Below are 15767 nucleotides of genomic sequence, written 5' to 3' on the forward strand. Positions count from 1 at the left end.
TTTAGATATCTTAAAAAAAATAAAAAAAGGTCTAATTGTAAAGTTAAATTTACATAACTCAGCATAATTTGTACTTGATTGTATATACAATCGTGATTATACTAAATTATGAAATCGATTACAAAAAGGAGTGATCAGATGACTTATGCAATGATTGGAACTTGGAGAATGGCTTATGAAGGTCTCTCTAAAGGACTTGATTTATTGAAAGGTGGTGGTACTAGCAGCGATGCGGTAGAATCTGCCATTAAAGAAGTGGAGGATTATCCATACTTTAAATCTGTCGGATTCGGTGGTTTGCCTAACGAAAATGGATTAGTTGAATTAGATTCAGCCTTTATGAGTGGTGATACTTTTGGCGTTGGTGCAGTCATGGGTATCAGTGATGTGAAGAATCCGATCTCAGTAGCCAGAAGCTTGAGCCATGAGCATTTCAACAGCGTTTTGGTAGGCGAAGGTGCCAGTCAATATGCGACTAAAAATGGCTTCGAAAGAAAGAATATGTTGACACCTAGAGCAAAGAAAATTTGGGAGAAACGCAAAGCTGAAATTGCTGAAAAGAATCTTTCACCATATGACGGACATGATACTGTTGGAATGGTAAGTTTGGATCAAACCGGCTCAATGTCAGTCGGAACTTCGACTTCAGGACTATTTATGAAAAAAGCTGGTCGAACTGGTGATTCCGCTTTAGTAGGTGATGGTTTTTACGTTGACAGTGATATTGGAGGAGCTGCCGCAACTGGTTTAGGTGAAGATATTATGAAAGGATGTCTTTGCTATGAGATAGTTCGTTTAATGGGAACTGGTTTGAGTCCACAAGCAGCCTGTGATAAAGCTCTCTATCCATTTTTGAGAAAATTAAAGAAGCGCTTCGGAAAAATTGGAGAGTTCTCCTTAATTGCTTTGAGTAAGGATGGACAATGGGGAGTTTCAACCAATGTTGAATTCACATTTGCCATGGGAACAGAAAAAGAAGCACCAGCAGTTTATATCGCCTATCCAGATGAAAATGATAAGACTAAGATCAGTCCCATCACACAAGAGTGGATGGATGCATATGAGAAGAGAATTAAAGCACCAATAGATTAAGAGGAATTTTTTTATGCCAGAATATTTGTACAGCAAGATCGCGGATAAATTAGAAAAGATCATCAAAGATGGAGAATATGGAGTTCATCAAAAGTTGCCGTCTGAGACGGAATTATCATTTCGATTTGATACTTCACGTTTGACGATTCGCAAATCGATTGAAGAATTGGTACGTCGAAAGATTGTTGTTAAGGATCGTAACCGCGGGACATTTGTTTTATCACCACAGACTAAAATCTCTAGTGGTGCCGATGGTTTAGTGGGTTTTACTGAAGCAGCGCAAAATCATCATTTGAAGTCTCGTACTATCGTATTAGATTTCAAATCAACTAAGCGTGTCCCTGTTATGGTGACAGAAAAACTACATGTTAAAAATGACGAGCCGTTTTGGATGATTGAACGTTTGCGTTTAATAGATGATGTCCCAATGACACACGAATTACTTTTTTTGAGAAAGAGATTTGTCCGTGATTTGTCGATTGAAGATGCAAAAGGTTCCTTGTTTAAAGTGATCGAACAAACAATTCCAATATCTTATGCTGATCAGGAGTTAGAGTCAGTTTTGCTTAAAGGGAGAATTGCACAATTAATGGAAGTGAAAGAAGGCTTGCCAGCTTTCTTGGCACATACGGTGTCTTATTCTGCGAATGGATATCCACTTTTATTTGACGAATCATATTATCCTGCTGACAAATATACGTTCCATAATATTTTGTACCGTAATCATTAAGGAGGTAGTGAGTATGAAGGTAATTGTTTTATTGGACCAAATCCAGTCCGGCTTAGGTGGTAAAGAAAAAGCCGATACTGAATTAGGCGGTAAGAAGTTGGCTATGGGTGCTGCAGATACGATCGATAAAGATTTAAAGAAACAAGATTCAAGCGTTATGGCTACCTTTTTCTGTGGGACTCAATACTATGAGGAAAACAGTGAAGTAGTACAAGGTAAAATCACACGGATGTGTCAAAAGATGCAACCAGATGTTTTGTTAGTCGGACCAACTTACGACTACGCTGATTTTGCCAAAATGGCTTGTGAAGTTGGAGCTGCCGTCCAAAAAGATTCTGATATTCCAGTTGTCGCAATGGTTGCACAAGAAAAAAATGCAGATATAATCAATCAATTTAAAGATCAATTAAACATCGTTAAAATGCCTAAAAAAGGTGGAACGGGTCTTCAAGATTCAATCGATCATGGAATTGAATTGTGTAATAAAAAGGTTAAGAAAGAAGATATTAATGAATTCGTTAGTCAATATTGTTATTAGTTAAGGGGGATGAGCTTTATGCAAAAGAAATTTGAGCAAATTTTGATGCCTGTGGCGACAAAATTAGCCAACAACGTAGTTTTACGTTCGTTGCGTGATGGATTTTTAATTATCACACCACTAATCATTGTTACTTCAATTTTCTTACTAATTGGTAACTTTCCGATTCCCGGTTGGGAAAGTTTCTGGACAGGTATTTTAGGCCCCAAATGGACCGAGTGGTTTGGTGCTGTTTCTGATTCTGTTTTCAGTTTTACAGGTTTATTGGCATGTTTTGGTATCTCATATTCTTATGGTAAAAACCGTGGTTTGAGAGCCGTTCATGCCAGTGCAGTTGCCATTGTCTCATTTTTGATCATGACACCAACAACGGTTAAAGTTGGTAAGGAAACTGTCGGTGCCGTTCAGACAATGTATTTAGGTCCAAACGGAATTTTCTTAGGTTTATTTACAGCTATTATAAGTGTTGAATTATTTAGATTTGCGATTAAACGTAATTGGACGATCAAGATGCCTGATGGGGTTCCACCCGCTGTCAGTGAATCATTTGATGCATTATTGCCAAGTGGTTTTGTTATTTTGATTTTCTTCTTAGTTAGAGTTTTGTTCAGTTTGACTGATTTTGGTACTGCTTATAATTTCATTTATACAATGTTGCAAGCTCCATTGAAGGATGTCGGTAACTCATTACCTTCAGTACTGCTTTATAACTTCTTAGCTTCACTATTGTGGTGCTTTGGTATCAATGGACCAACTATTACTAATAGTGTTTGGTCACCAATTTTCTTCGTTTTAACACAAGATAATTTGAAGGCTTTCCAAACAGGCCATGAATTACCACATATTTATACACAACAATTTATTGATATTTTCACAACATACGGTGGTGGTGGTAGTACATTGTCACTATTAATCGTTATGTTGTTCATTTGTAAATCAAGACGTATTAAAGAACTTGGTAAATTAGCGATTGTTCCTGGTATCTTTGGTATCAACGAACCTATTATTTTTGGTTTACCAGTTGTTTTAAACCCAATCATTGCCATTCCATTTATCATTGTTCCAGTTTTAAATACTTTGATTTCTGGAATTGTCTTTACATTGCATTGGATACCGTACACAAATGGGGTTATGTTGCCATGGACTACGCCGCCATTGATCTCTGGTTGGCTGTCGACTGGTAGTTGGCTAGCCTCGTTATTGCAGTTGTTTGAATTAGTACTGGGAGTCCTCATTTACTATCCATTTGTCATGATGCTTGATAAACAATATCTGAAGGAAGAACAAGCAGCTGCCGAAGTAGATGACGTTGATATTGATTTTAGTAATATTTAAAGGGATGAAAATACAGTGAAAGAAATTAGACCGGATTTTGAAAAGTTATTTAATCAATCACGCGATGAATTTATCGAAGATTTTAGAAAGTTAGTTCAAATACCTAGTATCAATGGCAACAAGACTTATCAAGCTCCCTTTGGGATTGGTCCTAAAAGAGCGTTAGAGTATTTATTGGAACTTTCTAATAAATTAGGTTTTAAGACTGGACAAGTATCAGATTGTGTCGGTTGGGCTGAGTATGGTCCGGATACAGATGAGTACTTTGGTGTTTTAGGTCACCTGGATGTCGTTGACGTGACAGACGATTGGAATTACCCACCCTTTGATTTAACTCTAAAAGATGGATACTTTTATGGACGAGGAGTTTTAGATAACAAAGGACCATTTCTTTCATCGTTATTCGCTCTGTACCTAATTAAGCAGCAAAATATTCCTTTGAAGAAAAGAATCAGAATCATGTTTGGAACAGATGAAGAATCTGGTAGTCGAGATGTTCCATATTATTTGCAAACAGAAAAACCTCCTTATGGTGGGTTTACTCCGGATTGTAAATTTCCAATCGTATATGGTGAACGTGGTTTGATTGACTTAACGATAACTGCAAAAGTTTCTGATGATTCTTTGTCACAGATTGATGCGATTGAAGGACAATTTGATCGTAGCTTTTTACCAGAATATGGTGCGGTTACTTTAGCCGGCAAAAAATTTGAATTTCATGGTAAGAAAGCTCCAAGTAATGCACCAGATATGGCAGATAATGTTTTGCCAAAAATGGTTGAAAAATGTAGCACACTAGATGGCGAGACGGGTAAAATTTTCCAATGGCTAAATGAAAAAGTTGGAACACAATTTGACGGTCACAATCTAGGTTTAGATTTTTCTGATGAGGCTTCAGGAAAATTACAGTTGTCATTTTATTCACTTGCCAAGGACACTGATGAGCTTACTTTTAATATTTCAATGCGCTATCCAGTGACAATTAGTGAAGAAAAAGTTCTTCAACAATTAAAGAGTCAATTAGCTGATGATATGTCAGTTAAGATTAATCGTAATTTCCCATCAGTGGTTAAGGATAAGGATTTGCCTTATATGCAAAAGTTTTCAAAAATTTATGAAGAAGACACAGGTTTAGATGGAAAACCAGTGACGACTACGGGGGCAACTTATGCTAGAGCTTTACCAAATATCGTTGCTTTTGGACCATCCTTCCCAGGACAAAAGGGAATTGCTCACAAAGGTGACGAATGGTTAAAATACAGTGATTGGCAAATGATGATGCAGATTTATTATGATTGCTTTTTGGCTGAATTGTCCTAAATAAAAGAAAGTAATATTTAATCATTTTAGTGATTGAATATTGCTTTTTTTGTTTATTTTCACTTAAATTTATGTAAAGGATTACAATTAAAGTAAAAGTAAAGCAAAGGAGAGCATTATGGACATAAAAATGATTGCTATTGATATGGATGGCACTCTTTTGGATGATAAGAAAAAGATTTCGGCTGATAATAAAGCGGCGATAAAAAAGGCTTTGGATCAAGGAATTAAAGTTGTTTTGAATTCAGGGCGTTCATATGATGGCATAATTGACAGTTGCCATGAATTAGGAATTTCAGGCAGTGACCAATATATTATTGAGTTTGGTGGTAATGTCATTGAAAGTCTAGATAAAAAAATTCATTATCGAAAAGTTCTAGAAAATACCACTTGTCAAGAAATAGCTGAGCAACTAACCGATGATAAAATTGCGCATATTTTGATTGATACCAAAGGAAATATTTATGATTCGTATCAAGAATGGATGGAAAAAAGGATGCTTGATCCAGAACTAGGTATTGTCAAGTTTTTAATGCATACAAGAAAACATAAGTTAAATTCATTAGCAGCAAGTTTGCATCAAAAATTTGATCAAAAGTTCTTTATTGTAATAACCAGTCCTCGTGATATTGAACTTTTTCCCAAGGAGGTTAACAAAGGTTTAGCCTTACAAAAATTAGCCAAACGATTAAAAATAAATATGAAACAAGTATTAGCTATCGGGGATTTGGATAATGATGTGCCGATGTTGAAATTAGCTGGCGTGGGTGTAGCAATGGCTAATTCACCACAAAGAATTAAAAATTTTGCTGACGACATAACGCTCGATAATAATCATAGCGGTGTTGGAGTGGCAATAACAAAATATGCTTTGAGTGAGGATAAGTAATGGATTATAAATTAATAGCACTAGATATGGATGATACTCTACTAACTTCTGAGAAGACGGTTTCAGCAAAAAACGCTTCCGCAATCAAAAGAGCTTTAGCTAAAGGAATTAAAGTTGTCTTGTGTTCAGGTAGAACTCATAACGCTATAACGGATTATGCCAAAAATCTGGGGATCAGTGGCTCTGAGCAATATATGATTACCAATGGTGGCGGAATCATTGAAAATATGGTTGGAAAAATCATTTACCAACAAACTTTGAGTAATCAATTTTATCGTGAATTTGTTGACTTTGCACAAAGAAACCGTTTGAACTATAACGTTGTCGATCCAGAAGGGCGGACATATACTAGTCATTTTGAAAATATTGATAAATATACTATTACGCAAGCTTTTGAAAATGATAATGGTTTGTTGATTCGTGAACCAGATGAACTGCCTGAAGATTTTGAAATCGTCAAAGCCATCATCAATGGTGATGAAAAGAAATTAGATTCAATCTCACAAATGGTTCATGACCATTTTGATCAAGACTATTTTGTAGTTAGGACAGGTGTTGGTTTTCTAGAAATTTTTCCACAGCACGTCAATAAAGGAGTTGCGGTCAAACATTTGGCTGATTCATTGAATATTGATATGAAGCAAGTAATTGCCATGGGTGATCGGGATAATGATATTTCTATGATAAAGCTTGCTGGCATGGGTGTAGCGATGGACAACGCCACTAAAGGTGCTAAAGAAGTTTGTGACTTTGTGACGGCTGATAACAATCATGATGGTGTTGGCTTAGCAATTGAGAAGTTTGCTTTGTAAAAAGTTGGGAAAAATCACGAGAAATAATATAATGAAACTGTATTGAAAGCGTTTAAGGAGGCAATTATGAAGAAGATCATTAATAAAACTGAGGATATCGTTTCCGAGATGATTTCTGGTCTTGTAAAAACTAATCCTAAGTTGGTTAAACAAATTGAGGGAACTACGGCAGTTGTTAGAAATGATGTAAAATTTTCTCAAAATAAACAAGTTGGTGTTGTTTCTGGCGGAGGATCTGGTCACGAACCTTTACATGCCGGTTATGTTGGTGACGGGATGTTGAGTGCTGCTGTTGCTGGTGAGGTCTTTACTTCACCAACTCCTGATCAAATCTATGAAGCTATTAAAGCAGTTGACCAAGGCTTAGGCGTCTTGTTGATCGTTAAGAATTATTCTGGTGATGTTATGAATTTTGATATGGCTAAAGAAATGGCTGAAGCTGAAGATATCAAAATTAAGACGATTGTTGTTGATGATGATATTTCAGTTGAAAATAGTGAATTCACACAAGGTAAACGTGGTGTAGCTGGAACAGTTTTGGTTGAAAAGATTGTTGGTGCAGCCGCTCGTTCAGGCATGAATCTGGATGATTTAGCTGTTTTGGGACAAAAGGTGATCGACAATACAAAGACTATTGGAATTGCTTTGCATGCAGCTACAGTTCCGGCTGTTGGACATCCGGGCTTTGAATTGAAAGATGATGAGGTCGAATATGGCATTGGTATTCATAATGAACGTGGTTATTCAGTTGAAAAAATCAAGCCTTCTAAGGAATTGGCTCATCAATTAATTGAAAAAATCATGCCAGAATTTTCTGATCAAACGGGAAAATTTGTTGTTCTAGTAAATGGTATGGGTGCTACACCTTTAATGGAACAATATATTTTTGCTAATGATGTTTTGAATGAATTGGCAGATAAGAAAATTCAAGTTGCTTTTAGCAAAGTGGGAAATAAAGTCACTTCACTTGATATGCAAGGTGTTTCATTAACAATAATGAAAGCTGAAGACGCATGGATCGATATGTTGGAAGAACCAGTTACTACAATTGGCTGGTAGAGAGGAAGTTTTTTGATGGAATTAAGTTTAGCTGAAACGAAAAAATGGATAGAATTGTTTGTTGGAAAAGTTGAAAGTGAAAAATCCCAATTAAATGAATTAGATACAGCTATCGGTGACGGTGATCACGGTACAAATATGGATCGAGGAATGAAAGCTATTACTGATGCTTTTGAAAAAAAGAATCCTGAAGATATTGCTGGTTTGTATAAAACTGTTGCTTTTGCTTTGATTCAAAAAGTTGGCGGAGCGTCAGGTCCCCTTTATGGAACAGCTTTTTTAGATATGTCAAAGAAGGCTAAGGATGATAAGGATTTAACTAAGCTAGTTCAAACAGGTCTTGCTGGTTTGAAACGTCGAGGGCAATCAGATTTTGGTATGAAGACGATGATCGATGTTTGGGAACCAGTGGCGCAAGCTTTGGAGAATAACCAATTCACACAAAGTGTTCTCGATGATGCTTTAGCAAACAATAAAGCTTTAGTTGCCACAAAGGGCCGGGCTAGTTATTTGGAAGAAAAGTCCAAAGGTCACATAGATCCTGGAGCTCAATCAAGTGCATACTTGTTTGAAGCTTTACTAACTGTGTTAGGAGCATAGTATTTATGAAATATGGAATTTTAATAGTTTCACATTCGCAAGATATTGCTACTGGAGTAAAGAAATTAATTGAACAGGCAGCACCAAAATTATCGATCACGATTGCTGGTGGAACTGACGATGGCAAAATTGGTTCATCATTAGAAAAAATTCAAACAGCAGTAGAAAAAAATTCCGGTGAGGAAATTTTAGCCTTTTATGATCTTGGCAGTTCAAAGATGAATTTAGAGATGTTAATGGAAATGACGGACAAGAAGATTCATAAATACGATGTTGCATTAGTCGAAGGTGCATATGCCGCAGCGACTTTAGCGGAAATTGATTCACCTCTTCAGACGATAGAAAAAACATTAGAACCACTTAAAATTAAATAAATTTGATCAAAGACACATTCGAAAATTAAAGAATGTGTCTTTTTTTTCCAAAATGTCTATAAAATTAGAGTAACTTTAATATTGATTGTATATATTAGCTCGATTATACTAGATAATATATTAAATTATTAGATATTTATTAGTAATTATTTAATATTATTAACAAAACATTTGACAGATTAATTTAGAGTGCTAGTCTTACAATTAAAATTATAAAAAGGGGGTTCAATCTCTATGAGCAAATTGATTGGTATTACTGCAGACGTATTTTTAGAGGCAACCGATGTAATCGATCAGAAGTTGATGGATTTTGTGCCAAGACCAATTGTTGATGGGGTATTAGCAGCTGGCGGCATTCCAGTAGGTTTACCATACCTACCAGTAGATAAAATCAATCAATTGGTTGAAAAAATGGATGGAATTATTTTTTCTGGTGGACCAGATATAGATCCTAGCTTTATGGGTGAAGAACCCATTCCGCAATTGCGAGTTACGAATCGTGATCGGGATTTATTTGAAATTGCTCTAATTCGTACTGCTGTGGCAAAAAAGATTCCAATTTTTGGAATTTGTCGTGGAGCTCAGATGATTGACGTTGCTTTGGGGGGAACGCTATATCAGGATTTACCAACTCAGTATTCGGGCAAATTGTTGAAACATGAACAGTCTGCGCCCGGAGATCAACCGACACATTTTGTTCGAGTTGATTTCAACTCAAAATTATATAAATCGATTGGCGACAATGTATATGTTAATTCTAGACATCACCAAGCTATCAAATCAGTACCTGATCATTTAAAAGTTGTAGCTACCGCTTCAGATGGTGTGATTGAAGCTATTGAGAATGAAGATGCAACTATCCAAGCTGTTCAGTGGCATCCTGAAAATTTGTGGCAAAAGGATTCACGTCAATTGACACTTTTTAGTGATTTTATTAATCGGACTGCTCCTACTTATTTCGAGACCACTGGCAATAAGGCTAATGAGAAGCTACATAATAATTCAGCTGTTTAATTTTTTAAACGATGGTTTCTAATTTATTAGACATAAATTAATAAAACTTGATTTGTCAAAATAACATTTTTATTGTAATATTTCTCATGAAAACTGAATATAGATTTCTTCGGGGCAGGGTGTAATTCCCGACCGACGGTAGCAGCTTCTTTGAAGTTGGAGCCCGTGACCCACGAGAGTGGTGGATCTGGTATTAAGCCAGAGCCGACAGTATAGTCTGGATGGTAGAAGAAAATAAAATTTCATGCTATTGATAAGCCTATTTGGCGTCGTCTCGTATGGAGTCTTATTTAGCTTATCTTAAAAGTCCCGCAAAATTTTTGCGGGGCTTTTTTTGTGGGGTGAATAGGATTTTGGATAGATTTATGAAATTAGCTTTTACAGAAGCGAGAAAGGGTAAAGATACATGGAAAAATCCCCAAGTTGGGGCCGTAATTGTAAAAAATCAGCAAATTTTAAGTTCTGGGTACCATGAAACTTATGGCCAGAATCATGCTGAGATAAACGCTTTACAACATTTGCCGGATATTTCCGAAGCTTATGGGGCAACTTTATACGTAACTTTAGAGCCTTGTTCACATTTTGGCAAAACACCACCATGTGTGCAAAAAATTGTTGAAGTAGGCATTAAGAAAGTAGTTATTGCCGAAACCGACCCTAATCCCATAGTCAGCGGTAATGGGATCAAGTATTTAGAGCATCATGGAGTTCAGGTTGAAAATTTGCATCAAAAAAATGATTTGAACCTTGCTTATAAATTTTTTCATCAAAACAACCGACCGCTAGTAACAATAAAATATGCCATGACTCTGGATGGAAAAGTCAATCAAACTAAGGGAACACGTTCAATGATCACCAATCAAGAGGTTTTCAAAGATAGTCAAGAATTACGCCGAGAATCGCAAGTGATTTTGGTTGGTGAAAATACATTTAAAATAGACGATCCTAAATTGACTGTTCGTAAAAAAGAAAAATTTCCACCCATTCGTGCAGTTGTCATTCGGGACGTGAACAGTGTTGATTTGAAAAGGCGGATTTTTCAAACCAGTGAACCGATTTATTTTTTTAGTCAAAAAGAATCCAGTCGAACATTACCGAAAAATGTTCAAGTTTTTGTAGATGATTGGACACCACTTAAAATTATCCAAAAACTAGGCCATTTAGGAATCCAATCGATATTAGTTGAAGGCGGTAGCCACCTGCAGGCAGATTTTCTCAATGAAAAATTGTGTGATCGACTGGTCATTTACTTAGCAAATAAAATTTTTGGCCAAGGATTACCAGCAATCAATGGACCCGTAGCTAAATTGAAATTTGCTCAACCAGAAATTTTAACGTTAGCTGATAATTTAAAGATTACGACTTGGAGGCTTGAATAATGTTTACAGGAATTGTGAAAGGTATTGGGAAGGTCCAACAGATCAAGCAATCACGCGATAATTTATCGTTGGTCATCTCACATCACCTAGGACAACTTGAACTTGGCGATAGTATTGCTATCGATGGCATCTGTTTGACAGTCACGCAAATTGAAAAAGCGCGTTTTCAAGTCGATGTGATGCCAGAAACAGTTAAAAAAACTAATATCAATGATTTTCAACTGCAACAGGAAGTGAATTTGGAACCAGCATTGCAACTAAATTCTAAAATCGGAGGCCATTTTGTTTTAGGACACGTTGATACAACTGGGCAATTATTGGCTAAAAAAAGAGCTAGAAATTCAGATCTTTTAATTTTTTCAATTGACCCTAAGTATTCACCTTATTTAGTTGAAAAAGGATCAATCACAATTGACGGAGTTAGTTTAACGATTATTAGTGTCCAAAAGGATCAATTTCAAGTTGGAATTATCCCCTTTACACAAGAAAAGACAGTTTTAGGAGCTTTAAAGCTTGGTGACGTAGTTAATTTAGAAACAGATATTTTAGGAAAATATGTGTATCGCAATTTGAGGGGGAGTCAAAATGACTAATGAAGTAGTTAAGAGAGTTGAACAAGCGGTTGAGGATTTAAAACAAGGTAAATTGATCATTGTCGCAGATTCAACTGATCGTGAAGCTGAGGGGGATATGATCGGTTTAGCCGATTTTGTAAATGGAGAAAAGGTCAACTTTATGATCAATCATGCTCGCGGATTGTTATGCGTTCCGATGAGTTCAGAAATTGCTCAAAAGTTGGATCTATCACTGATGGCAAGTTCACATGATGCTTTCAACACGGCTTTTACCATCAGTACTGACGTAAAAACTACAACGACTGGTATCTCAGCTTTTGACCGTGCTAAGACGATTAAAGCTTTAGCGACCTCAAACGAACCAAATGATTTTTATCATCCAGGGCATATTTTTCCATTGATTGCTAAAGATGGCGGCGTAATTGTTCGTGATGGACATACTGAAGCAGCCATTGATTTAGCTAAAATTGCCCAAGCCACACCGGTAGCTTACATTTGTGAAGTTATTCGAGACAATGGTCAGATGGCACGTCGTAAACAACTAAAGGAGATTGCGACCGAGAATCACATGACGATGATTACGATTGCTGACATTATTCAATATCGTTACTTAACTAACTTTCAAGTTTTGAAGTCAGATTCCGATGTTGATTTACCAACTAAATTTGGACATTTTCGCCTGCACTCGTTCACTTATCAAAATCAACCTTTGTTGGTCATTTATAAAGATGATCTCAAAAAATCGAACTTACTCTTACGAGTTCATTCAGAATGCTTCACCGGTGATATTTTAGGTTCCAAGCGTTGCGATTGTGGGGAACAATTAGAGACAGCTTTAAGGAAAATTGAAGCTAATGGTAACGGTGCTTTGATTTACTTGCATCAAGAAGGTCGGGGTATCGGATTGATCAATAAATTGCGAGCTTATCAGTTACAAGATTCCGGCTATGATACGGTTGAAGCCAATGAGAAATTAGGCTTGCCAGCAGATGCTAGAAATTATGACGTTGTAATGTCGGTTTTGAAATACTTTCAAATTGATTCGGTAGCTTTAATGACTAATAATCCTGACAAAATCAGCCAGTTACAAAAATTGGGCGTCAGCGTTAAACGAGTACCCTTGGAAACTAAGCCAAATAATAACGATCGTCATTATTTAGAAACTAAAAAGAAAAAATTTCATCATTTACTAAACGAGGTAGATTAACATGAACGAAATTAACGGAAATTTAAATGGAACAAATTTAAAAATTGCGATAGTTGTTGCTAAGTTTAATGAGCTTGTGACTAATAGATTGCTACAAGGAGCTTTGGAAAAATTAAAACAACTGCAGGTGGCTGATGCAGATATCACAGTAATTAAAGTGCCAGGAGCTTTTGAAATCCCTCGTATGACAAAAATCATTTCCGAGAACCAAAATATTGACGGTGTGATTGCCTTAGGGGCAGTAGTCAGAGGTGAAACTGCTCACTTTGATTATGTCTGTGCTCAGTCAGCCACTGGTGTGAGTCAACAAACACTGACCGGTAGAATCCCAGTAATGTATGGGATTTTGACGACTGATAATATGGATCAAGCACTCAATCGGGCTGGTGGAAAAGCTGGAAATAAAGGTAGTGAATGTGCCAGTGACGTAGTTGAAGTGATCAATGCCGAAAAAATAGCAGCCAAGTTGTAGTTGACTGCCATTGATTTAAATTGTTTCTAGTGATGTTTTTTGATTTGGTTTAGGGTAGTTCTGATCTAACAATTCCAATTCATCAGGAGTGAAACTGATATCGATGGCATCGAGGTTACTCTTCATATGTTCAACTGAAGAGGTCTTAGGGATGCTCAATAAGTCATGATTACGAATGACCCAGGCTAATAGCAATTGATGGATGGTGATATTTTTTGACTGAGCCATTTCCTTTAGAACTGGTTTGATATTTAAATAAGCTCCACCGTCTGATCCAAAGGGTGAATAACCGATAAATGACATTTGGTGTTGTTTTTGCCAAGGTAAGATGTCATATTCAATACCACGGCTGCCGATGTTATACAAATCTTCGTTGACGCGACAGTTAGTGCCATGTTCTAGCTGTGAAAGTTCTTTGAGATCGGCCAAATCAAAATTAGAAACACCCCAGTTTTTGATCAAACCAGCTTGAACCATTTTTTCTAAGCCAGTAACGGTTTCTGAGAGTGGGGTATCACCGCGCCAGTGTAACAAGTACAAGTCTAAGTAATCAGTTTGTAGGCGTTGCAAACTCTTCTTTAAACTAGTCTCGATCAATTTTTCGGTGGCGTGATAGGGATAAAACTTGGATACCAATTGAAATTTGTCCCGTGGATAGTCTTTGATTGTTTTACCAATCAAGGTTTCAGACAATCCTTCACCGTACATTTCGGCAGTATCGATCAAATTGATGCCATGATCGAGTCCATATTTGATGGCTTCCATTTGGCGGTTATTTTCAGTGGCATTGCCTTCTCCTAAATGCCAAGTACCAATGCCGATTGCTGAAGTCTGTTGTTGATTGAATAAGATGTTTTTCAAAATGAGGCCTCACTTTCAAGAATATTTGTATCACTATTATAAATCGTAAATATTTTTTTTAGAAATATTAACTGATGGGAACAAAAAATTATAGACAAGTCCATACACGCCATGTAATATTAAACAATATTACCAATACAAAGGAGTTTTTTATGTACCTATTAGTTAATGTTATAGGCCTGCTGGTATTTCTAGGTATTGGATTTCTATTCTCGAAAAACAAACAGGGAATACATTGGAGATCAATTGCGGTCATGGTCATTTTAAACTTAGTCTTGGCTTGGTTCTTGACTAGTTTTGAGGCTGGCCGTGCGATTGTTTCCGGTGCAGCAGAAGGGTTCAATTGGTTAGTTCAAGTTGCTTATGTGGGGATTGAGTTTGCCTTACCGAGTTTTGTGCACGTCAAGAGCATGGATTTTTTCACTAGTGCTTTGTTACCAATTTTATTGATTGTTCCATTATTTGATATTTTGACATATATTGGCGTTTTGCCATTTATCATCAAATGGATTGGAAAAGGGTTGTCATTTATCACTGGGCAACCGAAGTTTGAGTCGTTTTTTGCTGTAGAAATGATGTTTCTCGGTAATACTGAAGCTTTGGCGGTTTCAAGTTTACAATTAAAACAAATGAATTCGATGAGAAATTTGACTTTGGCGATGATGTCAATGAGTTGTGTCACGGCTTCAATTATTGGATCATACATTCAAATGATGCCAGGCCAATTTGTTTTGACGGCGATTCCTATCAATATCATCAATGCTATTATCGTCACGAGTTTGTTGAATCCGGTGACTGTAACGCCAGAAGAAGATACGATTGCTAAGCTTAAAGGACAAGGTGATGGCAAAAAAGAACCATTTTTCTCATTTTTAGGAGATTCTATTTTAGGTGCTGGTAAATTAATTTTGATCATTGCCGCAAATGTGATTGCCTTTGTTGCTTTAGCTGCCTTGATCGATAAAATTTTACAATTGGTTAATCCTTGGCTAACACTGGAACATATTTTAGGAATAATCATGTATCCTTTTGCCTGGTTACTTGGACTTAATTCCAGTGACTCTTTCCAGATGGCACAATATATGGGAACTAAGTTAGTGACGAATGAGTTTGTTGTTATGGGTAAAGTTACTAATACAATCAAGGATTTTGATCCACATTTTCGAGCTGTTTTGACAGTCTTTATTACTTCTTTTGCCAACTTCTCAACTTTGGGAATGATTATTGGTTGTTTCAAAGGAATTGTTGATAAAGAAAAGAACGATTTGATTTCGAAAAATGTAGGTTATATGTTGTTATCAGGGATCTTAGTTTCGCTGTTATCAGCTGCGTTCGTCGGATTGTTCATTTGGTAAACAACAGAGAGTGGAACAGGACATGGTCAACTCTCGAGCATTAAGGCAAATAGGCCGTGGTAATTGAAGTGCTTCATAATTGTTAGACAAGAAATCTAATGATTATGGAGCACTTTTTGTATGGTTAAATATAGTTTTGATTTGAAAGCAAAAGT

The 15767-nt window shown here is 36.5% G+C and carries 17 protein-coding genes and 1 riboswitch; of the genes, 16 read left to right on the forward strand and 1 reads right to left on the reverse strand.

Annotated elements, in window-relative coordinates; genetic code table 11:
* Positions 1 to 138 precede the first annotated feature (138 nt).
* From U8521_RS08625 to ribH, 15 genes are all read left to right on the forward strand, one after another.
* Positions 139 to 1092, forward strand: a complete 954-nt coding sequence (locus U8521_RS08625; RefSeq protein ID WP_334352433.1) for a glycosylasparaginase — start codon at positions 139 to 141, stop codon at positions 1090 to 1092.
* 13 nt (positions 1093 to 1105) lie between these two features.
* On the forward strand, positions 1106 to 1822 hold the full coding sequence (locus U8521_RS08630; protein WP_334352434.1) for a GntR family transcriptional regulator, LSA1692 subfamily: 717 nt from the start codon (positions 1106 to 1108) through the stop codon (positions 1820 to 1822).
* 13 nt (positions 1823 to 1835) lie between these two features.
* The gene (locus U8521_RS08635; RefSeq protein ID WP_334352435.1) at positions 1836 to 2360 is read left to right on the forward strand and encodes a GrdB-related putative oxidoreductase; all 525 of its coding nucleotides are present in this window, start codon (positions 1836 to 1838) and stop codon (positions 2358 to 2360) included.
* A gap of 18 nt (positions 2361 to 2378) precedes the next feature.
* Positions 2379 to 3695, forward strand: a complete 1317-nt coding sequence (locus U8521_RS08640) for a PTS sugar transporter subunit IIC (protein WP_334352436.1) — start codon at positions 2379 to 2381, stop codon at positions 3693 to 3695.
* A 15-nt stretch (positions 3696 to 3710) separates the two neighbouring features.
* Positions 3711 to 5015, forward strand: coding sequence for a Sapep family Mn(2+)-dependent dipeptidase (locus U8521_RS08645; RefSeq protein ID WP_334352437.1), 1305 nt, complete (start codon positions 3711 to 3713; stop codon positions 5013 to 5015).
* A 118-nt stretch (positions 5016 to 5133) separates the two neighbouring features.
* Positions 5134 to 5904: a Cof-type HAD-IIB family hydrolase gene (locus tag U8521_RS08650; protein WP_334332589.1), complete on the forward strand. Its 771-nt coding sequence runs from the start codon at positions 5134 to 5136 to the stop codon at positions 5902 to 5904.
* Entirely contained in the window at positions 5904 to 6716 is an 813-nt protein-coding gene (locus U8521_RS08655) for a Cof-type HAD-IIB family hydrolase (RefSeq protein ID WP_334332588.1), read from the forward strand. Before U8521_RS08650 ends, U8521_RS08655 begins: the two co-directional genes overlap by 1 nt.
* 66 nt (positions 6717 to 6782) lie before the next feature.
* Positions 6783 to 7775 carry a dihydroxyacetone kinase subunit DhaK gene (dhaK, locus tag U8521_RS08660; RefSeq protein WP_334352438.1) on the forward strand — a complete coding sequence of 331 codons (993 nt, stop codon included), beginning with the start codon at positions 6783 to 6785 and terminating at the stop codon, positions 7773 to 7775.
* 15 nt (positions 7776 to 7790) lie between these two features.
* Positions 7791 to 8375 carry a dihydroxyacetone kinase subunit DhaL gene (gene dhaL / locus U8521_RS08665; RefSeq protein WP_334352439.1) on the forward strand — a complete coding sequence of 195 codons (585 nt, stop codon included), beginning with the start codon at positions 7791 to 7793 and terminating at the stop codon, positions 8373 to 8375.
* Between the two features lie 5 nt (positions 8376 to 8380).
* Entirely contained in the window at positions 8381 to 8749 is a 369-nt protein-coding gene (gene dhaM, locus U8521_RS08670) for a dihydroxyacetone kinase phosphoryl donor subunit DhaM (RefSeq protein ID WP_334332586.1), read from the forward strand.
* A gap of 234 nt (positions 8750 to 8983) precedes the next feature.
* Positions 8984 to 9763, forward strand: a complete 780-nt coding sequence (locus U8521_RS08675) for a gamma-glutamyl-gamma-aminobutyrate hydrolase family protein (protein WP_334332585.1) — start codon at positions 8984 to 8986, stop codon at positions 9761 to 9763.
* 101 nt (positions 9764 to 9864) lie between these two features.
* Positions 9865 to 10000, forward strand: a riboswitch (FMN riboswitch).
* 116 nt (positions 10001 to 10116) lie between these two features.
* A complete protein-coding gene (gene ribD / locus U8521_RS08680) occupies positions 10117 to 11142 on the forward strand; it encodes a bifunctional diaminohydroxyphosphoribosylaminopyrimidine deaminase/5-amino-6-(5-phosphoribosylamino)uracil reductase RibD (protein WP_334352440.1) in 1026 nt (341 codons plus the stop codon).
* Positions 11142 to 11735 carry a riboflavin synthase gene (gene ribE, locus U8521_RS08685; RefSeq protein WP_334352441.1) on the forward strand — a complete coding sequence of 198 codons (594 nt, stop codon included), beginning with the start codon at positions 11142 to 11144 and terminating at the stop codon, positions 11733 to 11735. The genes ribD and ribE overlap by 1 nt, the downstream gene beginning before the upstream one ends.
* Complete coding sequence (gene ribA / locus U8521_RS08690) at positions 11728 to 12924, forward strand: GTP cyclohydrolase II (protein WP_334352442.1); 1197 nt, start codon at positions 11728 to 11730, stop codon at positions 12922 to 12924. The genes ribE and ribA overlap by 8 nt, the downstream gene beginning before the upstream one ends.
* 1 nt (position 12925) lies before the next feature.
* Complete coding sequence (ribH, locus tag U8521_RS08695; protein ID WP_334352443.1) at positions 12926 to 13396, forward strand: 6,7-dimethyl-8-ribityllumazine synthase; 471 nt, start codon at positions 12926 to 12928, stop codon at positions 13394 to 13396.
* Between the two features lie 15 nt (positions 13397 to 13411).
* Here the strand turns inward: ribH and U8521_RS08700 are convergent, their stop codons facing one another.
* Entirely contained in the window at positions 13412 to 14257 is an 846-nt protein-coding gene (locus tag U8521_RS08700; protein WP_334352444.1) for an aldo/keto reductase, read from the reverse strand.
* A 152-nt stretch (positions 14258 to 14409) separates the two neighbouring features.
* Here U8521_RS08700 and U8521_RS08705 point away from each other — a divergent pair, with 152 nt between their 5' ends.
* The gene (locus U8521_RS08705; protein WP_334332579.1) at positions 14410 to 15612 is read left to right on the forward strand and encodes a NupC/NupG family nucleoside CNT transporter; all 1203 of its coding nucleotides are present in this window, start codon (positions 14410 to 14412) and stop codon (positions 15610 to 15612) included.
* Positions 15613 to 15767: the final 155 nt, after the last annotated feature.

Source organism: Companilactobacillus miaonis (assembly GCF_036913615.1).
GTDB lineage: Bacteria > Bacillota > Bacilli > Lactobacillales > Lactobacillaceae > Companilactobacillus.